Genomic DNA, 19,330 nt, shown 5'->3' on the forward strand with positions numbered 1-19,330 from the left:
AGCATGAACAACGAACAGATTAGCGCCCGGCTCGCGCAATTCAGGCCGCCGCACTGGGCCCAGGATCCGGTCGGTGCCGGTTTTGTGCGCGGCATCGCACTCGAGCGGGACGAACTGGTCATCAGCCTGGTGCTGCCCTTCGCCGAGCTGGCGGTGGAAGCGGCGCTGCACGGCCTGGACGCCGAGCTGTGCGCCCTGAGCGGTGCCCGCTCGGTGCGCTGGCAATTGCGCGTCGACGTGGCCACCCTGGCCCGGACCAACGAGATCCAGGGCGTGGCCGGGGTGCGCAATATCATCGCCGTCTCCTCCGGCAAGGGCGGGGTGGGCAAGTCCACCACCGCGGTCAACCTGGCGCTGGCGCTCAAGCGCCAGGGGGCCCGGGTCGGCATCCTGGACGCGGACGTCTATGGACCGTCCATCCCGCTGATGCTGGGGGTGCCCGACGCCCGGCCGGAAAGCGACGACGGCAAGACCATGAGCCCCATCGAGGCCCACGGCCTCAAGGCCAACAGCATCGGCTTCTTGGTCGCGGCGGACGACGCCACCATCTGGCGCGGGCCCATGGCCAGCAAGGCGCTGTCGCAGATCCTGCGCGAGACCCGCTGGGGCGAGCTCGACTACCTGGTGGTGGACCTGCCGCCGGGCACCGGCGACATCCAGATCACCATCGCCCAGCAGGTGCCCACCACGGCGGCCCTGGTGGTGACCACGCCCCAGAACGTGGCCCTGGCCGACGCGGTCAAGGGCATCAATATGTTCCGCAAGGTCAATATTCCGGTGCTGGGGGTGATCGAGAACATGAGCTACCACCAGTGCGGCGCCTGCGGCCACCGGGAAGCCCTGTTCGGCGAAGGGGGCGGGGTGCGGGTGTCGACCGAGCACCAGGTGCCCCTGCTCGGCCAGTTGCCGCTGGATGCGAACCTCTGCCGGCAGATGGACCGGGGGACGCCCACGGTGGCGGCCGATCCCGACGGGCATATCGCCCGGGCCTACCTGGACATCGCCGCCCGGGTGGCCGCCGGCCTGTACTTTACCGGCAAGACCATTCCCACCAGCCTCTATACCCGGTTGGTGTGACCCTTTTCTATTTTCAGGTAACAGAATGTCAGAACAACGCAGCTGCGTGATCATCGGCATTGCCGGTGCATCCGCCTCGGGCAAGAGCTTGATTGCCCAGACCATTTACAACGAGCTGATGGCGGAGCTGGATGCCGCCGAGATCGGGGTGATCAGCGAGGATTGCTATTACCGGGATCAGGGTCACCTGACCATGGAAGAACGGATAAAAACCAACTACGACCACCCCCGGGCCCTGGACCACGAACTGCTGGCCGAGCAGCTGCGAGCCCTCAGCCGGGGCGAGTCGGTGGACATTCCCCAGTATTCCTACGTGGCCCATACCCGTACTTCGGAGAGCATCCACTTCCTGCCGAAGAAGGTGATCATCCTCGAAGGCATACTGCTGCTCACGGATCCGGTGCTGCGCGAGCTGATGGACGCCACCATCTTTATGGACACCCCCCTGGACATCTGTCTTATCCGCCGGCTGCAGCGGGATGTGGAAGAGCGCGGCCGCTCCATGGACTCGGTGCTGCAACAGTATCGGGACACGGTGAGGCCCATGTTCCTGCAGTTTATCGAGCCGTCCAAGCAGCATGCGGACGTGATAGTACCGCGGGGCGGCAAGAACCGCATCGCCACCGACATGATCAAGTCCCGTATCCGTCATCTGTTGATGGACTAATCACCGAATCAAGGAGTCTTCATGCGTCTGTGCGACCGTGATATCAAGCGTTACCTGGCCGAAGGTCTTATCCGCATTACCCCCGAACCGCTGCCGGAGCGGATCAGCGGGGTGAGTGTCGACGTACTGCTCGGCAACGAGTTCCGGGTGTTCCAGGATCATACCGCCCCCTATATCGATCTGAGCGGCCCCAGCGCCCAGGTGTCCGAGGCCATCAACCGGGTGATGAGCGACGAGATCTTTATCAACGACGGCGAAGCCTTCTTCCTGCATCCGGGGGAACTGGCCTTGGCAGTAACGCACGAGTCCGTTACCCTGCCCGATGACATCGTCGGCTGGCTGGACGGCCGCTCCTCCCTGGCCCGGCTGGGGTTGATGGTACACGTCACCGCCCACCGCATCGATCCGGGCTGGTCCGGGCGCATCGTGCTGGAATTCTACAACAGCGGCAAGCTGCCCCTGGCGCTGCGGCCCAAGATGGTGATCGGCGCGCTCAATTTCGAGACCATGTCGGGACCGGCGGAGCGGCCCTATATGAGCCGCGCCAGTGCCAAGTACAAGGCCCAGAAAGGAGCGGATGCCAGCCGGATCAACCAGGACTGAACCTCAACAGGGGATAATGACAATGAAGAAATGGCTCTACGGGCTGGGCGCCCTGCTGTTGTTACTGATGCTGGCGCTGGTGGCGCTGACGCAACTGGTGGACACAGAACGGGTCAAACGGGTGCTGATCGAGCAGACCCGGGAGAAGACCGGCCGCACCCTGGTGATAGAGGGCGACCTGAGCTGGCGCTTCTTCCCGTCCATCGGTTTCACCCTGGGTAATACCGCCCTGCTCAATCCGCCCGGTTTCCCGGAAGGGCCCACCCTCGCCATCGGCGAGGTGAGCCTGGACGTGGCCTTGAAGCCGCTGTTCGACAACCGGCTGGAGATCGGGGAAATGGTGCTGAACAACGCCCGCCTGCACCTGATCACCCGGGCCGACGGGGTGTCCAACCTCGACGATCTGCGCGAGCTGTCCGGGCGGGAAGTGCCGGCCGAGGCGGAGTCCGGGCCGTCGCGCGAACAGGAGGACGAGCGTACGCCCATGAGCCTCAGCCTGGCCGGGGTCAGGGTCACCGATGCCGAAGTGGTGATGCAGGACGAGGCGAACAATCGACTGACCCGGCTGAACCGGGTCAACCTCACCCTGGATGCCTTCGCCCCCGGCGAGTCGGTGCCGCTCAGCCTCTCCGGCAACCTGTTCAGCGACGAGGTGCAGGCCAATATCAGTGCCGACGGCCGGCTGTGGCTGGCGCCGGACTTCGATGGGCTGCGCCTGGAGGGGTTGCAGCTGGCGGTGGACGCCACCGGCCGGGCCATTCCCGGCACCAAGCAACTGCGCCTGGCCGGTGAGCTGGCCTACGATCTGGACCAGAAGCGGGCCGAGTTTACCGAGCTGGCACTGCAACTGGGTGCCCTGGATCTGAGCGGGGCCCTCTCGGTGCAGCACAAGACGCTGCCCGAGGTACGCTTCGCCCTGGTCACGCCGTTGCTGGACGTGGACGCCCTGCTGGCCGAATGGAGCCAGCAGCAGGACAGTTCGTCGACCGGCGCGCCGGCATCGGGCACGGGGGCCGCCCGGCCTTCTCCGGAAGCGCCCCGAGAGCCCGACCTGTCTTTCCTGAAAGGAGTGGATGTTGAAGGTAGCCTGAACGCCGACAAGGTCAGCGTCCAGGGGGTGGAGCTGGAGCAGCTGAGCATCCGGGTTCAACTGGATCAGGGTAAGCTGAGGCTGGAAGATGTGCAGGCGCAGCTGTACCAGGGCCGTATCGACGCCAGCGGCGAGCTCGACGCCAACACCAGCCCGGCCGGGTTCAGGGTGAAAAAGACCCTGACCGGGATCGATGCCCGGGCGCTGCTGGCCGCCGCCATGGACATCGACTATCTGGCGGGCAAGGCAACCCTGGCGCTGGACTTGCAAGGGCAGGGCCTGACCGCCGAGGCCGCCAGGCGCAGCATTCGGGGCAGCAGCGTGCTGAAGATGACCGACGGCGCCCTGCACGGGGTCAATATCCCGGCGATGATCCGCCGCGGCTATGCCCAGGTGAAGGGCCAGCCGCTGCCGGCGGAAGAGGCGGTGCAAAAGACCGACTTCAGCGCCCTGAGCGCCGACTTCAGGATTGGCGGCGGCAAGGTCACGACCGACAACCTCCAGATGTCATCACCCCTGCTGCGCATCCAGGGGGAGGGAGAAACCAGCCTGCTCGACCAGTCCCTGAATGTGTTGCTGAACACCGCCATCGTGGGCAGCCTCAAGGGCCAGGACGGAGAGGAGCTCACCGAGCTCAGGAACATCAGCCTGCCGGTACGCATCAGCGGCAGCTACCAGGCGCCGAGGTATGCCTTGGACATGCAGCAGGTATTCGATCGCTACCTGCGCGACAGGGTGGACAGGGAAGCCGAGCGGCTGCAACAGCGGCTCGACGAAAAATTGGGTGAGGAGCTGGGCGACAAGATCCAGCAGCGGCTGCCCGGCCTGCTGGACCGGCTCAAGCGCTGAAACAAGCGGGGCGGCTCCGGCCACCCCGCTTGTCCTTTTCAACCTCCCCGGAACTGCTGCAGCGCCTGCTGTTGCACCTCAGGTCCCCGACGGCGCGCCTCCGCCATGCAGTCCGTATCCCGGGTGGCGGTCATTGCTCCTTCCTGTAAGCCTCGGCCACCGCCTCAGCCTGGGCAGAGGTCAGCCCATAGGCCACCAGTTCCCGCCCCATCACTTTTACTGTGCCGGCCAGCCCGGTGTCCGGACCGGTCAGTACCAGGCGGCGGGTTAATCCGGGCTCGGCGGTTGCCAAGCCCCGGCTTTGGGCTAATGTCCTTGGTTTGCTATGCCTCATAGTATTCCCTCCGTTGGCCCAGGAAAAAGTGTAGCATGGGCTGAGAGATATGCTCACCTTGGGGGCATCGGGGTCTGTGCTGGCCGCAGAGTAGCGGCAGCTGGCAGCTGGCAGCCGGGGACGGTGGCAGAGGTTGTTTTTTCCGGAACTATTCCCCAAAATTATTCCTAATTCACTGAATATACAGGATTTGTTTATCACTCACTGAAGGCGGAAAATAGCCTCGAATAAGGGGTAATCCATTGAAAACAAAAAAAATCAGCGTCTTGTTCGTGTGCATGGGCAACATTTGCCGTTCGCCCACGGCCGAGGCGGTGTTCCGTCACAAGGTGCGGGCGGCGGGGCTGGATATCGGTATGGACTCAGCAGGAACCATAAGCTACCACAGCGGGGCGGCCCCGGACGGCCGTTCCCGGGCGGCGGGAGAGGCGAGGGGGTACGACTTCAGCGGGATCAGTGCGCGCAAGATAAGGAGGGAGGATTTTATCGAGTTCGATCTTATCCTGGCCGCCGACCGCAGCAACCTGGCCGATCTGAAAACCGCCTGTCCGCCGGAGCACCATCACAAGGTCAAGCTGTTGCTGAGCTTTGCCGCCGAGCCGGAGCAGGAAGTGCCGGATCCCTATTATGGTGGAGATCAGGGTTTTGAGCGGGTGTTGGACTTGATTGAATCTGCCTGTGACGGTCTGTTGAGCCATTTCCACCGACAGCGGGGATAACAAAAAAGGCTCCCGTCGCGGGAGCCTTTTGCGAGCTAGCCGAGCCGTTACTCGGGCTTGCTCATGGGCGCTGAAGCGGTACTGCGGGCCGCTCCTGTGCCGGCGTGCCGGCCGCTGGTCACAACGGCTTTGCGCTCCAGTGGCGGATAGTCCGGTTTGACGTAAGGCACAACGGGTACCGCCGGTGGCTTGGCCATGGGGGCAGAGGCCTGATGGGCGGCCTGATAGAGACCGGATACCTGCCCGGGCTTGCCATTCGCCGGGGCTGCCTCGGGCGCCGATACGGGGGCGGCGGCCGGCTGAGGGACAACCTCTGCCACCGGCTCGGCCACCACGGTTTCCGGCTCGGACAGCGCGGCCACCGGCTCGGATACCACGGTTTCCGGCTCGGACAACGCGGCCACCGGCTCGGATACCACGGTTTTCGGCTCGGACAACGCGGCCACCGGCTCGGCCACCACGGTTTTCGGCTCTGCCACCACGGTTTCCGGCTCGGCCTGGTGCTGGACGGGAGCTTCCATCACAGGCGCGACCTCGGGCTGTACGGACTCGACTTTCGGTTCGAGCACAACTGCAGGCCGGGGCTCGGCACCAACGACCTCTTCCTCGGAAAGAGGCGCCGGAGCGGCTTCCTCGGCAACCGCTACGGCTTGCACTTCCTGCTCAGAGGCTGCCTGCGGCACGCTCCGGGTCTTGTCAACCGCAGAGGGGGACGGCTCGGTCTCTACCGCCGGGATGGCGGCCGTGTCTTCCTGGGCGACCCATTTATCTTCACCCTGGGCGGCGATCAGGGCGGCAACGCTGTCCTGGCGGCGCTGGCGGCGGCTGTCTTCGTTGATGCGCTTGCGCTTGGGCATGGTGCTGCGCTGGTGATGAGACGGCTGCTCGGTGACGTCGGCGAGCGACTCTGCGGCCACTGCCGTTACCGCTTCCTCTTCCATCTGGGTTTTGGGCTGGCGGCGTGGACGGCGCTCTGCCTTTTCCTGAGCCTCGTCGGCCGGCACGGCTGCACCGGTGGGAGAGGTGTCACCCTGGCGGCCTTCCGCATCCATGCGCACTTTTTTACGCATCTGGCGACGCTGACGGCGCTCCGCCACCACCAGTTCCTTCTGCTCGTGCTCCACCAGCTCAGCTTCCTGTGCGGGGAGGGGAGCCTGCACCAGCGGCAGTTCGACTGCGGCGATTTCTTTCTGTTGCGGCTTCTGCCGCTCCTGTTGAGGCTGCTCGCGGCGCGGTTTACGACGCTCGCGGCGGGGTTTGTCGGTTTTCAGCTCGGCGGACGGCTCGGCCTGGGCCATCGGGGCCGGCCTGGGGGCACGCTCTTCATCCCGTGGTCTGCGGTTGCGGTTGTTGCGACGTTCGCCGCGTTCGCCGCGCTCCCGACGCTCGCTACCGCGGGCGGACGGACGAGCAGGCTGTTCACTTGGCTCCGCAACGGCTTGCGTCGGCTCTGCCGAGCCCTTGAACCAGCTGGACAGGGCGCAGAACAGGCGGCTCAGCAGGCTGGGTTGGGCCGCCGGAACGGGTTCAACCTTGGCTGCCACCGGTACGGGGGCCGGTGCCGGTGCCGGAGCGGCAAAGCCTTGCAAGGCCGGCTGTTCGCTCTTGGGCGCGCCCTGGCTTTGTCGAGGGGTGTACGCCGGTCTTTCGATCGTGGTTTTCAGATCGAAGCTGGTGACGTCTTCCACATCGTTGGTGCGTACCCGTGCAACCTCGAAGTGAGGCGTCTCGAGCTGTTCGTTGGGGATAATATAAATGACAACCTGGTAGCGGTTTTCCAGCCCGGCGATGGACTTGCGCTTTTCGTTGAGCAGATAGGCGGCCACGTCGACCGGCACCTGGGCGTGAATTTGCCCGGTGTTGTCCTTGAGCGCTTCTTCTTCGATCAGGCGCAGTATGGCCAGGGCCAGGGACTCGTTGTCGCGGATGGTGCCCTGGCCCAGGCAGCGGGGGCAGACGTGGGTGCTGGACTCGCCCAGCGACGGGCGCAGCCGCTGGCGGGACATTTCCAGCAGGCCGAAACGGGAGATGCGGCCCAGCTGGATGCGGGCCCGGTCCTGGCGCACGGCATCGCGCAGGCGGTTTTCCACCTCCCGCTGGTGGCGCACCGGGGTCATGTCGATAAAGTCGATTACCACCAGGCCGCCCAGGTCGCGCAGGCGCAGCTGGCGGGCGATTTCTTCCGCCGCTTCCAGGTTGGTCTGCAGCGCGGTTTCCTCGATATCGCCGCCCTTGGTGGCACGGGAAGAGTTGATGTCGATGCTGGTCAGCGCTTCGGTAGGATCGATGACGATGCTGCCGCCGGAGGGCAGGCGCACTTCCCGCTGGAAGGCGGACTCGATTTGGCTCTCGATCTGGTAGTGGCTGAACATGGGCACGTCGCCCTCGTACAGCTTGACCCTGTTGATGAAATCGGGACGCACCAGCTGGATGTGCTGCTTGGCCCGCTCGAACACCACCGGGTTGTCGATCAGGATCTCGCCGATGTCCCGGCGCAGGTAGTCGCGGATAGCGCGGACGATGACATTGCTTTCCTGGTGGATCAGGAAGGGGGCGGTGCGGCTTTCGGCGGCTTCCTGGATGGCGGCCCAGTGGGTTTGCAGCACGTGCAGATCCCACTCCAGCTCTTCGCCGGACTTGCCCACACCGGCGGTACGGACGATAAGACCCATGCCGTCGGGCAGCTTGAGGTGGCCGAGGGCTTCCTTCAGTTCGGTGCGCTCGTCACCCTCGATACGGCGGGAAATGCCGCCGGCACGGGGGTTGTTGGGCATCAGCACCAGGTAGGAGCCCGCCAGGCTGATGAAGGTAGTGAGGGCCGCCCCTTTGTTGCCGCGCTCTTCCTTGTCGATCTGGACGATGACTTCCTGCCCTTCCTTGACCACTTCCTTGATGTTGGGGCGGCCTTGGTAGCTGTAACCGGGGGGGAAATAGTTGCGGGCGATTTCCTTGAGCGGCAAAAAGCCGTGGCGGTCGGCGCCGTAGTCGACAAAGGCGGCTTCCAGGCTGGGTTCTACCCGAGTGATCTTGCCTTTATAGATGTTGGCTTTTTTCTGTTCGTGGCCGGGGCTTTCGATATCCAGATCGTAGAGTTTCTGCCCGTCTACCAGGGCTACACGCAACTCCTCTTCTTGGGTTGCGTTAATCAGCATTCTTTTCATTGAGTACTCTTTTTTATTAGGTTTTTACTGTTGTTACAGTGTTTGTATCCCCTGGTTGGCCATTGAATTCCGACCGGCACCGGCCTCGAGTCTGTTAGCGTAACGGGTACAGCCTCCCGGCTGGGTACGCATGAGGCGCATTTTCAGGTGTCTTTCACGTCAGAGGGGGGAGCCCAAAGGCCGCGAATAAAACGGATAACCAAGGGTATTCAGGCTGCGCCGTCCGGTTGCGGAAAGCACGAAAAACGCATGCATTATCACACTTTACCCTCAATATTAGCAAGGCGCCTTTTTTACAGCAAAAGCCCCGTGGCTGATGTTAGAATGGCGGCCATGAAACCAGAACAGCAAAACGTGCGGCTGCTCACCATAGAGGCTGAGCATGAAGGGCAGCGCATCGACAACTTTTTACGGACTCAGCTTAAAGGCGTTCCCAAAAGCCTGATTTATCGAATTTTGCGCAAGGGTGAGGTTAGGGTTAACAAAAAGCGCATCAAACCGGAATACAAACTGCTGGCCGGTGACGTGATCCGGGTGCCGCCGGTGCGGGTGGCGGAGCGGGAGCAGGAGTTGCCCTCGGCCCGACTCGACAAGGTACAGGCCCTGGACGCCGCCATCCTCTATGAAGACGACGCCCTTATCGTGCTGAACAAACCGGCGGGCACCGCCGTGCATGGCGGCAGCGGCCTGAGTTTCGGGGTGATCGAAGGCATGCGCGCCTTGCGGCCCGAGGCGCGTTTCCTTGAACTGGTGCACCGGCTGGATCGGGATACCTCCGGCATACTGCTGATTGCCAAGAAGCGCAGCATGCTGAAAAGCCTGCATGAGCAGCTGCGCGACAAGACCATGGATAAGCACTATTTTGCCCTGGTGCGCGGCCAGTGGCAGGCGCATCAAAAGGCGGTGACGGCGCCGCTCAAGAAAAATGTGCTGGCGTCGGGTGAACGCGTGGTGCGGGTAGATAAGGAAGGAAAACCCTCGGAAACCCGTTTCCGCATCATCCGGCGCTACCGGGAGGCGACCCTGGTGGAGGCCAGCCCGGTGACCGGCCGTACCCACCAGATCCGGGTACACAGCCTGCATGCGGGGCATCCTATTGCCGGCGACAACAAATACGGTGATGCCCAGTTTGATGACAGCATGCGCGAGCTGGGCCTGGGCCGGCTGTTCCTGCATGCCTGCCGTATCCGCTTCTACCACCCGCGGCTGGAGCAGACCATGACCCTGGAGGCACCGCTGGAACCGGGTTTGCAGCGGCTGCTCGACAAGCTGCCGCCGGCATGAAGTACCAGTTGGTGGTCTTCGACTGGGACGGTACTCTGATGGACTCTGTCGCGCGTATCGTTTCTTCCATGCAGGCCGCGGCGGCCGAATGCGGTCTGCCGCGGCCCGAGGCCGCCGAGGTGCGCCATATCATCGGGCTCAGCCTTCATCAGGCATTTCCGCTGCTGTTCGGCCCACTGCCGGCCGGGCAGGCGGATGCCCTGTTTGCGGCTTATCGCCGGCACTACCTGGAGCTGAATTGTACGCCTTCGCCGCTGTTCGACGGCGTTGCCGATATCGTTATGGGTCTGCACCGGCATGGCTATCGGCTGGCGGTGGCCACCGGCAAGGCGAGGGCGGGGCTGGATCGGGTGCTGGAGGAAACCGGGTTGGGCCCCTATTTTCATGCCTTGCGCGGGGCGGATGAGGCCCAGTCAAAGCCTCACCCGCTGATGCTGGAGCAGATCCTGAACGAGCTGCAGCTGACACCCGGGCAGGCGGTGATGGTGGGGGATTCCAGCTACGATCTGGCCATGGCCGAAGCCATCGGCATGGACCGCATCGGGGTGACCTACGGCGTCCATGGCCATGAAATATTATGCCAACATACACCGTTAACCCTAATCGATGATATCCGCCAGCTGCCGCGCTGGCTGTAACCATCCGGCAGGCAGTGCTGTAAACGCTCGGCTGGAAGCAGCCCGAGTTGCTTGACGACCCGGGCCGTGGTGCCGATGCTCCAGCTTCCAGCTTCCAGCTTCCAGCTTCCAGCTTCCAGCTCAGGGCACTTCCACCCCGAAACGGGCCAGCAAGTCCACCAGTCCGATCAGCGGCAGGCCGACCAGGCTGTTGGGATCCCGCCCCTCCATGCGTTCGAACAGGCTGATGCCGAGGCCTTCGCACTTGAAGGCACCGGCGCAGTCCAGGGCCGGCTCCCTGTCCAGGTAGCGGTCTATCTGGGTGTCGTTCAGCCTACGGAAATGAACCGTGAAGGGCTCGACCAGCGAGTGCAGCTCGCCGCTCGCCGCATCCAGCACGGCCAGGCCGGTATAGAAGGTGACGGCATTACCGCTGGCGGCCAGCAGTTGTGCCCGGGCCTGTTCCCGGGTGCCGGGTTTACCCAGTATCCGGCCCTGGTTGACACAGACCTGGTCCGAGCCAATCACCAGGCCCTTGGGGTACAGTGCGGCCACCGCCCGGGCTTTCTGCTGCGCCAGGCGCAACACCAGCGCGTCGGCGCTTTCATCGGGCAGGGGCGACTCATCGATAGCCGGGCTATGACAGTCGAAATCCAGTCCCAGCTTGCGCAGCAACTGCTGGCGGTAGCGGGAGGAAGAAGCGAGGATAATATGGGCCATGGTCACCTGGGCGCGTTACAGCAAAACCCGGATTGTAGTGCCTTGTCGAGCCGTCGTCATGCCCTGGGCATCGCCCGGGCCACCTTTGGTCTGGTTATTGACTTGCAAGGCATTTTTCCCTTTGACTCCCGTGTCCGGTCGCTATAATATGCGCGCCTTATGGAAAAGGTAAAGTTGCCCATTAAGGTTGATCCCGCTCGCTGCGCGCTTAAACGTCTCGATTATCAAGGCGCTTATGCCCCAGCGCTGATGCCCAGACTGGCGGAATCAACCCAAGGTATCCATGGTGATATTGACGTCTCTCTGAGCTTTGGTACAGATGCCCAAGGGTTGCGTGTGATGTCGGGCCAGGCCCGTGCGCAGGTAACACTCCAGTGCCAACGTTGTAATGAGCTGTTTGATACCGCTATAGAGTCCGAGTTTACATACACGCCTCTGCGTGAAGACGCCGAGGCGCCGGAGTTGCCGGAAGCCTACGACACCTTTGAGGTGGATGAGTTTGGTGAAATCAACCTGGTTCAGGTCATTGAGGATGAACTCATTCTCAACCTGCCACTGGTGCCGGTTCATGAAAATGAACACTGTGCCGAGGGCAAGTACGACATGAGCTTCGGGGATATCCCCACCACCGACGAGCGTCCGAATCCTTTCGCGATTCTGGAAGAATTGAAACGTAAGTAACTGATTTAGGAGTGAGGTCAAATGGCCGTACAACAGAACCGTAAAACCCGTTCCAGACGTGGTATGCGTCGTTCACACGATGCACTGAGCACTGCTGCTCTGTCTGTGGATCAAACCACTGGCGAAATCCATCGTCGTCACCACGTGACTGCCGATGGTTTCTACCGTGGTAAAAAGGTAATCGCCAAGTAAGGGTTGCCTTTTGTCGCAGCTGATTGTTGCGTTAGATATGATGGGGGGCGATCATGGCCCCTCAGTCACAGTGCCTGCCGCCGCGCAGGCACTGTCGCTTCTGCCCAATCTTAATCTGGTCCTCTTTGGCCCGGAAGCGGAACTTTCTCCCTGGCTAAGCCGGTTTCATTTACAATCCCATGCCCGGGTACGCGTACATTTCTGCTCCCAGCAGGTGGGCAATGAGCACAAGGCCGCTTATGCCCTGCGGCATCTGACCGATTCTTCCATGCGCAAGGCGCTCGATGCCCTGGCCACCGGACAGGCCGGTGCCTGTGTCAGTGCCGGCAATACCGGCGCCTTGATGGCGATGGCCATGAAGGTGCTCAATACCTTGCCCGGGGTGGACAGGCCGGCCCTGATCACCCGGCTGCCGCAAGCCGGCGGCGGTTATGCCTTGTTGCTGGATGTGGGGGCCAATGTCAGCTGTGACGCCGACCAACTGCTGCAGTTTGCGTTGATGGGGGAACAGGCGGCGCGCCATACCCAGGGATTGTCTTGCCCTCGTATTGCCTTGCTGAACGTGGGCGCGGAAGCGAACAAGGGCAACGAGGCGGTGCGTGAGGCCGCCCAGCGGCTAGCCAAGGTAGAGGGGTTGCATTATACGGGTTATGTGGAAGGGGACGATCTCTTTGCCGGCAAGGCCGATGTCATCGTGTGCGATGGCTTCGTCGGCAATGTGGCTCTGAAAGCCAGCGAGGGGGTGGCCCGGCTGTTGCTGGGATTGGGGCAACATCGCGGCATTTTGTGGAAAATGCTGACTTTTTGGTTAAAAAAGCGGCTTTCCCATCTGAACCCCGACCAGTATAACGGTGCGAGTCTGATAGGATTACGCGCCAGTGTGGTCAAGAGCCATGGGAGTGCCGGCTCACCCGCCTTCTTAAATGCGATCTTGCAGGCCGTGGCCGAAATTGAACATGAGCTGCCGGCAAGCATCGCGCATCGTTTTGACACTGCCCCACAGGACAGTCACGCAAGATAACGCCTATGAACAGTAGAATATTGGGAACTGGCAGCTACCTGCCAGAGGCGGTACGTACCAATGCCGACCTGGAGCAAATGGTAGAGACCAGCGACGACTGGATCCTCGAGCGCACCGGCATTCGAGAGCGCCGCATCGCCGGGGCGGAGGAGAGCATCGCCACCATGTCTTATGGCGCGGCGTTGCGCGCCCTGGACGCGGCCGGTATCGAGGCGCAGCAGCTGGACATGATAGTGCTGGCCACCACCAGTGCCGACAATGCCTTTCCGGCGGCGGCCTGTGAAGTGCAGGCCATGCTCGAGGTTCCCGGTATCCCGGCCTTCGACATCGCTGCCGCCTGCGCCGGCTTCAGCTATGCCCTGAGTGTCGCCGACCAGTTTATCCGCGGCGGCCAGGCCCGTCATATCCTGGTGATCGGCGCCGATGCGCTGTCACGCATGTGCGCGCCGGACGATCGTTCGACTATCATCTTATTCGGTGACGGCGCCGGTGCCGTGGTGCTCGGGGCCAGCGAAGAGCCCGGTATCTTGTCCACGCACCTGCATGCCGACGGCCGCTACGGCGAGTTGCTCAAGTTGCCCCAGCGGCAGCGGGGGGTCACCGGCAGCGAGATGGACGCCTACATGCACATGAAGGGCAACGAGGTGTTCAAGGTGGCGGTGTCGCGCCTGAGCGACATCGTGACCCAGACTCTGGAGGCCAACGGCATCGACAAGTCCGAGCTGGACTGGCTGGTGCCGCACCAGGCCAACTACCGCATCATCAACGCCACGGCCCGCAAGCTGAACATGCCGCTCGAACGGGTGATCCTGACCCTCGACAAGCACGGCAACACCTCTGCCGCCAGCGTGCCCATCGCCCTGGACGAGGGCGTGCGCGACGGTCGCATCCAGCGCGGCCATCTGGTATTGCTGGAGGCCTTCGGTGGCGGTTTTGCCTGGGGCTCGGCCCTGGTTCGTTTTTAAAGAAGGAAACACCATGACTTTTGCCATTACCTTTCCCGGACAGGGATCCCAGGCGGTGGGCATGCTCGCGGGCGTGCTGGCCGAGCATGACATCGTGAAGCAGACCTTTGCCGAGGCGTCTACCGCGCTGGGCTATGACATGGCCGAGCTGGTACTGAACGGCCCGGCGGAAGAGCTGAACAAGACCTGGCGCACCCAGCCGGCGCTGTTGACCGCGTCCGTCGCCCTGTGGCGGCTGTGGCAACAGCAGGGCGGAGCCGCACCGGCGGTGATGGCCGGCCACAGCCTGGGCGAATATTCCGCCCTGGTGTGTGCCGGCGTGCTGTCCCTGGCCGACGGTGTCCGGCTGGTGGAGCTGCGCGGCCGACTGATGCAGGAGGCGGTGCCCGAAGGTACCGGTGCCATGTCCGCCATCATCGGCCTGGACAACGACACCATCGTTGCCAACTGTGCCAAGGCCGAGCAGGGCGAGGTGGTGTCGGCGGTGAACTTCAACTCCCCGGGGCAGGTGGTGATCGCCGGCCACAAGGCGGCGGTGGAGCGGGCCAACACCCTGATGAAGGACAGCGGCGCCAAACGTGCGCTGCCGCTGCCGGTGAGCGTGCCGTCCCACTGCGCCCTGATGCGTCCGGCCGCCGAAAAGCTGGCCGAGACCCTGGCCGGGATGAGCTTCAATACACCGGCCGTGCCCGTGATCAACAACGTCGACGTCAGGGCCGAGACCGATCCCGCCGCTATCAAGGACGCCCTGGTGCGCCAACTGTACAGCCCGGTGCGCTGGACCGAAACCGTGGAAGCCATGGCCGGGCAGGGAATCACCCTGGCACTGGAGGTGGGGCCCGGCAAGGTGCTGACCGGTCTGGCCAAGCGCATCGACAAACGGGTCGAGGGCCTGGCGGTGAATGACGACGCCGGCCTGGAGCAGGCGCTGGCCGCCGTTAAGGGTTGATTAAGAGCGGAGGCGGGTTTTCCCGGCTTCGGCAAGTGACGAAATTCAATAGGGGATGGTGGAGCCTGTGTTGCGCCACCATCCTCCCCACGGTTTAAAGGAGTCATTATGAGTTTTTCCGGTAAAGTGGTGCTGGTCACCGGGGCCAGCCGGGGTATCGGCCGGGCCACCGCAGAATTGTTTGCCAGCCGCGGTGCCACCGTGATCGGTACCGCCACCAGCGACCAGGGCGCCGAGGCGATCAGCGCCTATCTGGGCGAAAACGGGACAGGCCTGGTGCTGAACGTCACCGATGCGGAATCCATGAGCCAGCTGCTCGACACCATCAAGCAGCGCTACGGCGACATCGACGTGTTGGTCAACAATGCCGGCATCACCCGCGACAATCTGATGATGCGGATGAAGGACGAGGAATGGCAGGATATCCTGGACACCAACCTGACCTCGGTATTCCGTCTGTCCAAGGCGGTGCTGCGTGCCATGATGAAGAAACGCTTCGGCCGCATCATCACCATCGGCTCCGTCGTGGGCACCATGGGCAATGCGGGCCAGGCCAACTATGCGGCTGCCAAGGCCGGTTTAATCGGTTTCAGCAAGTCCCTGGGCCGGGAAGTGGCGTCCCGTGGCATTACCGTAAATGTGGTGGCCCCCGGATTTATTGAAACTGACATGACGCGCGCATTGAATGACGAGCAAAGGGCCGCTATCTTGTCACAGGTTCCGGCACAACGTCTGGGTGAAGCCAAGGAAATTGCATCCGCCGTTGCCTTTCTGGCGTCGGAAGAAGCCGGTTATATCACCGGTGAAACGCTGCACGTTAACGGCGGCATGTACATGGTTTGATGAAAATCCCGGCAGTTAGACCCTATTTGACGGAAATTGCTGCATTTTTAGCATAAATTCTGGTTAGACCAGCCTCAAATAGGCTTGCAAACTACGGTCAATTTAATACACTACCGCAACGACACGCACTTGCGTATTTCTAAAGGAAAATACTGGTCATGAGCAACATCGAAGAACGCGTAAAGAAAATCATTGTTGAGCAACTGGGCGTTAAGGAAGAAGAAGTAAAACCCGAAGCCTCTTTCGTTGATGATCTGGGCGCTGATTCCCTGGACACAGTTGAGCTGGTAATGGCTCTGGAAGAAGAATTCGACACCGAGATTCCTGACGAAGAAGCGGAAAAGATTACTACCGTTCAAGCTGCGATTGATTACATCAACGCCAATCAGGAATAACAAACCTGTACCGGAGTGGCAGCCGCCGCTTCGGTTCTTTCCCCGTTTTAACCCCCATTCGGAGACGCTCCTGTGTCCAAACGCAGAGTCGTGGTGACTGGCCTCGGTATGCTCTCTCCTGTCGGAAACACGGTCGATGCCAGTTGGCAGGCCCTGCTGGCAGGTCAAAGCGGCATCACCAACATCGAGCACTTTGATACTACCGACTACAGCACCAAATTCGCTGGCCTGGTCAAGGACTTCGATCCCGAAGCACACGGTATCGCCAAGAAAGAAGCCCGCAAGATGGACTTGTTCATCCAGTACGGCGTGGCAGCCGGTTTGCAGGCCATGGCCGACTCCGGTCTTGAAATTACCGACGCCAATGCGGATCGCGTTGGTGTCTCCATCGGCTCCGGCATCGGCGGCCTGGGTCTGATCGAACAGAACCACAGCAACCTGATCGCCAGTGGCCCCCGCAAGCTCAGCCCGTTCTTCGTGCCGTCCACCATCATCAACATGGTGTCCGGTCACCTGTCCATCATGAAAGGTCTGCGCGGCCCCAATATTGCGGCCACCACCGCCTGTACCACGGGTACGCACAGCATCGGCCTGGCTGCACGCATGATCGCCTACGGCGATGCGGATGCCATGCTGGCCGGCGGCACCGAGAAAGCCTCCACCCCCATGGGCATGGGTGGCTTTGCGGCGGCCCGCGCGCTCTCCACCCGTAACGACGCGCCTGAGCAGGCCAGTCGCCCCTGGGATAAAGAGCGGGACGGCTTCGTGCTGGGTGACGGCGCCGGCGTGATGATGCTCGAAGAATACGAGCACGCCTTGGCCCGCGGTGCCCGGATTTATGCCGAGCTGGTTGGCTTCGGCATGAGTGGCGATGCCCACCATATGACGGCGCCGCCCGATGACGGCAGCGGCGCGGCCAGCGCCATGGCCAACGCCATCCGCGATGCGGGCATCGCCCCCGAGCTTATCGGTTACGTCAATGCCCACGGCACCTCCACCCCCCTGGGAGATGTGGCCGAGCTGCGCGGCGTAAAGAAAGTATTCGGCGATCATGCCTACAGGCTGATGGTCAGCTCCACCAAGTCTATGACCGGCCACCTGCTGGGTGCCGCCGGCGCGGTGGAAGCCATTATTACCGTACTGGCCCTGCGGGATCAGATAGCGCCGCCCACCATCAACCTGGACCACCCGGATGATGAGTGCGATCTGGACCTGGTGGCACAGGGCGCCAAGCCGGGACAGTTCGAGTATGCGCTGTCCAACTCCTTCGGATTTGGCGGTACCAATGGCTCATTGATTTTCAAGCGCTTATAATGGCCTTTTGGCCAATACCAGCCCGGCCTCAGCGCCGGGCTTTTTTATTCGGTGACCATGCAGAACATCATCACATCCGGCGAGCCACTGGCGGCGCTGGCCCGGGGCTGGCAACTGGGCGACGGGCACTTCAGTACCCTCCATGCGCAAGCCGGCAGGCTGCGCCATTGGCGTTACCATCAGGCACGGCTGCGTGATGCCTGCCGTCGGCTGCGGATGCCCGAGCCGGATTGGCCCCGGCTCCAGCAGGACGCCCTCGCGGTGCTCGATGGTTCCGATCAGGTGCTGCGCATCAGCTTGCTGCGCGGTCCCGGTGCCCGGGGTTACGGCATCGATGGCTGCGGCGAGCCGACCCTGGTGCTGAACACTGCTCCCTTTCCCGTTCATTACTACGACTGGCGGGAGCGGGGACTGGCCATCGGCCTGTGCCACGGACGCCTGGGCAGCAGTCCGCTGCTGGCGGGGCTGAAGACAGTCAACCGCCTGGAGCAGGTACTGCTCAAGGCGGAGCTTGAGCAGCGAGGTTTGGCCGAGGGTCTGGTGCTGGACGGCGCCGAAGTGGTACGGGAAGCGGTAACCGCGAACCTGTTCTGGCGAGAAGGATCGCGCATATATACCCCGGATTTGTCGCATGGCGGCGTTTGCGGTACCGTGCGCGCCTGGAGTCAGGATTACCTGGGCGGACGCCTGGCCATGGTCAGCGACGGGCTGCCCCGTTTGCTGGCGGCGGACGAAATCTGGCTGACCAATGCCCTGATGGGGGTGGTGCCGGTGACCCTGGTTGAGGAACAATGGAAATCATCTTCTTTTTCAACGGCAAGAGAATTACAGCGAGCGTATGAACAAACTGATTAAATGGCTGGGGCGGCTGATGCTGGCCCTGACCCTGGCTCTGGTGGGCCTGGGGATCTATGGCTTCAGCCAGTGGCAGAAGCTGGAACAGATGGTGATTGCCGAGCAGTCCGACCCCCTGTTCGTGGTGGCCCGGGGAGAAACTACCTTTCATCTTATCAACCGGCTGAGCCCGGAGCCCCTGTCCGAGCTGCACCGCCGCTTGTGGCTGCGCTTCCATCCCGAGTTGGCGGCCGTGCGCCAGGGGACCTACCAGCTGGCTCCCGGCACCTCCTTGCGCGATGCGCTGATGACCTTTGTCAACGGCGACATCTACCACCTGAGGGTAACCCTGGTGGAAGGGCTGCGACTGGTCGACTGGCAGAAGCGGTTGGCGGAGGCGGAATACCTCAAGGTTGAGCTGGATGGCCTGACCGAGTCCGAACTGGCCGAGCAACTGGGGGTGGAGCAGCAGAAGCTGGAAGGGCTGTTCCTGCCCGAAACCTACAGCTATACCCCGGGCGACAGCGATGTGTCCATTTTGCTGCGGGCCCACCAGGACATGCAGCGTTTTCTGGATGAAGCCTGGGAGGCACGGATGGAAGGGTTGCCGATAGCATCACCCTACGAAGCCTTGATCCTCGCCTCCATCATCGAAAAGGAAACCGGTATTGCCGAAGAGCGGCCGTTGATTGCCTCGGTGTTTGTCAACCGTCTGCGCCTGGGCATGAGGTTGCAGACCGATCCTACCGTGATCTACGGCATGGGCGAGCACTTCGATGGCAATATCCGCAAGCGGGATCTGCAAACCCATACTCCCTATAACACCTATATGATCGACGGTCTGCCACCGACGCCCATCGCCATGCCGAGCAAGGAGGCCATCCTGGCCACCTTGCAGCCGGACGAGAGCGACTATTACTATTTTGTGGCCATGGGGGAGGGACGGCATTATTTCTCCAGGACCCTGCGCGAGCACAATAACGCCGTGCGCCGTTATATTCTGAAAAGGTAACCG

Annotated in this window: 19 protein-coding genes; 17 read left to right on the top strand and 2 right to left on the bottom strand. The window is 62.4% G+C overall.

Annotation, left to right across the window (positions count from 1 at the left end; translation table 11 throughout):
- Positions 1 to 3 precede the first annotated feature (3 nt).
- From apbC to JKV55_RS07820, 5 genes are all read left to right on the top strand, one after another.
- Positions 4 to 1,077 (top strand): iron-sulfur cluster carrier protein ApbC, encoded by a 1,074-nt coding sequence (gene apbC / locus JKV55_RS07800; protein ID WP_202083896.1) that lies wholly within the window; start codon positions 4 to 6, stop codon positions 1,075 to 1,077.
- 25 nt (positions 1,078 to 1,102) lie between these two features.
- Complete coding sequence (gene udk, locus JKV55_RS07805; RefSeq protein WP_202083898.1) at positions 1,103 to 1,744, top strand: uridine kinase; 642 nt, start codon at positions 1,103 to 1,105, stop codon at positions 1,742 to 1,744.
- A 21-nt stretch (positions 1,745 to 1,765) separates the two neighbouring features.
- Positions 1,766 to 2,347, top strand: a complete 582-nt coding sequence (dcd, locus tag JKV55_RS07810; RefSeq protein ID WP_202083900.1) for a dCTP deaminase — start codon at positions 1,766 to 1,768, stop codon at positions 2,345 to 2,347.
- Between the two features lie 22 nt (positions 2,348 to 2,369).
- The gene (locus tag JKV55_RS07815) at positions 2,370 to 4,286 is read left to right on the top strand and encodes an AsmA family protein (protein ID WP_202083902.1); all 1,917 of its coding nucleotides are present in this window, start codon (positions 2,370 to 2,372) and stop codon (positions 4,284 to 4,286) included.
- A 576-nt stretch (positions 4,287 to 4,862) separates the two neighbouring features.
- A complete protein-coding gene (locus JKV55_RS07820) occupies positions 4,863 to 5,339 on the top strand; it encodes a low molecular weight protein-tyrosine-phosphatase (protein WP_237332742.1) in 477 nt (158 codons plus the stop codon).
- Between the two features lie 47 nt (positions 5,340 to 5,386).
- Here JKV55_RS07820 and rne read toward each other — a convergent pair whose 3' ends face one another.
- Positions 5,387 to 8,500: a ribonuclease E gene (gene rne / locus JKV55_RS07825; RefSeq protein WP_202083904.1), complete on the bottom strand. Its 3,114-nt coding sequence runs from the start codon at positions 8,498 to 8,500 to the stop codon at positions 5,387 to 5,389.
- Positions 8,501 to 8,833: 333 nt separating this feature from the next.
- On the opposite strand from rne, the gene rluC reads away from it, so the two are divergent.
- Both rluC and JKV55_RS07835 read left to right on the top strand, forming a co-directional pair.
- Positions 8,834 to 9,784, top strand: coding sequence for a 23S rRNA pseudouridine(955/2504/2580) synthase RluC (gene rluC / locus JKV55_RS07830; RefSeq protein ID WP_202083906.1), 951 nt, complete (start codon positions 8,834 to 8,836; stop codon positions 9,782 to 9,784).
- Entirely contained in the window at positions 9,781 to 10,422 is a 642-nt protein-coding gene (locus tag JKV55_RS07835) for an HAD family hydrolase (protein WP_202083907.1), read from the top strand. The genes rluC and JKV55_RS07835 overlap by 4 nt, the downstream gene beginning before the upstream one ends.
- A gap of 120 nt (positions 10,423 to 10,542) precedes the next feature.
- Here the strand turns inward: JKV55_RS07835 and JKV55_RS07840 are convergent, their stop codons facing one another.
- Positions 10,543 to 11,121: a Maf family protein gene (locus JKV55_RS07840; protein ID WP_202083909.1), complete on the bottom strand. Its 579-nt coding sequence runs from the start codon at positions 11,119 to 11,121 to the stop codon at positions 10,543 to 10,545.
- Between the two features lie 159 nt (positions 11,122 to 11,280).
- On the opposite strand from JKV55_RS07840, the gene yceD reads away from it, so the two are divergent.
- The 10 genes from yceD to mltG all read left to right on the top strand — a co-directional run bounded on the left by yceD (position 11,281) and on the right by mltG (position 19,327).
- On the top strand, positions 11,281 to 11,802 hold the full coding sequence (gene yceD / locus JKV55_RS07845; protein WP_202083911.1) for a 23S rRNA accumulation protein YceD: 522 nt from the start codon (positions 11,281 to 11,283) through the stop codon (positions 11,800 to 11,802).
- Positions 11,803 to 11,823: 21 nt separating this feature from the next.
- Complete coding sequence (rpmF, locus tag JKV55_RS07850; protein WP_094040976.1) at positions 11,824 to 11,994, top strand: 50S ribosomal protein L32; 171 nt, start codon at positions 11,824 to 11,826, stop codon at positions 11,992 to 11,994.
- Positions 11,995 to 12,004: 10 nt separating this feature from the next.
- Positions 12,005 to 13,015, top strand: coding sequence for a phosphate acyltransferase PlsX (gene plsX, locus JKV55_RS07855; RefSeq protein WP_202083913.1), 1,011 nt, complete (start codon positions 12,005 to 12,007; stop codon positions 13,013 to 13,015).
- Between the two features lie 5 nt (positions 13,016 to 13,020).
- Complete coding sequence (locus JKV55_RS07860; protein WP_202083915.1) at positions 13,021 to 13,980, top strand: beta-ketoacyl-ACP synthase III; 960 nt, start codon at positions 13,021 to 13,023, stop codon at positions 13,978 to 13,980.
- A gap of 13 nt (positions 13,981 to 13,993) precedes the next feature.
- Positions 13,994 to 14,929, top strand: a complete 936-nt coding sequence (fabD, locus tag JKV55_RS07865) for an ACP S-malonyltransferase (protein ID WP_202083917.1) — start codon at positions 13,994 to 13,996, stop codon at positions 14,927 to 14,929.
- A gap of 108 nt (positions 14,930 to 15,037) precedes the next feature.
- The gene (gene fabG / locus JKV55_RS07870) at positions 15,038 to 15,772 is read left to right on the top strand and encodes a 3-oxoacyl-ACP reductase FabG (RefSeq protein ID WP_202083919.1); all 735 of its coding nucleotides are present in this window, start codon (positions 15,038 to 15,040) and stop codon (positions 15,770 to 15,772) included.
- Positions 15,773 to 15,930: 158 nt separating this feature from the next.
- Positions 15,931 to 16,167: an acyl carrier protein gene (acpP, locus tag JKV55_RS07875; protein ID WP_094040981.1), complete on the top strand. Its 237-nt coding sequence runs from the start codon at positions 15,931 to 15,933 to the stop codon at positions 16,165 to 16,167.
- A gap of 72 nt (positions 16,168 to 16,239) precedes the next feature.
- Positions 16,240 to 17,481: a beta-ketoacyl-ACP synthase II gene (gene fabF, locus JKV55_RS07880; protein WP_202083921.1), complete on the top strand. Its 1,242-nt coding sequence runs from the start codon at positions 16,240 to 16,242 to the stop codon at positions 17,479 to 17,481.
- Between the two features lie 57 nt (positions 17,482 to 17,538).
- Positions 17,539 to 18,336: an aminodeoxychorismate lyase gene (pabC, locus tag JKV55_RS07885; RefSeq protein WP_202083923.1), complete on the top strand. Its 798-nt coding sequence runs from the start codon at positions 17,539 to 17,541 to the stop codon at positions 18,334 to 18,336.
- Positions 18,320 to 19,327 carry an endolytic transglycosylase MltG gene (gene mltG / locus JKV55_RS07890; RefSeq protein ID WP_202083925.1) on the top strand — a complete coding sequence of 336 codons (1,008 nt, stop codon included), beginning with the start codon at positions 18,320 to 18,322 and terminating at the stop codon, positions 19,325 to 19,327. Before pabC ends, mltG begins: the two co-directional genes overlap by 17 nt.
- Positions 19,328 to 19,330 lie beyond the last annotated feature (3 nt).

Origin of the sequence: Zobellella iuensis, from assembly GCF_016746085.1 — a bacterium.
In the GTDB taxonomy this organism is placed as follows: Bacteria; Pseudomonadota; Gammaproteobacteria; order Enterobacterales; family Aeromonadaceae; genus Oceanimonas; species Oceanimonas iuensis.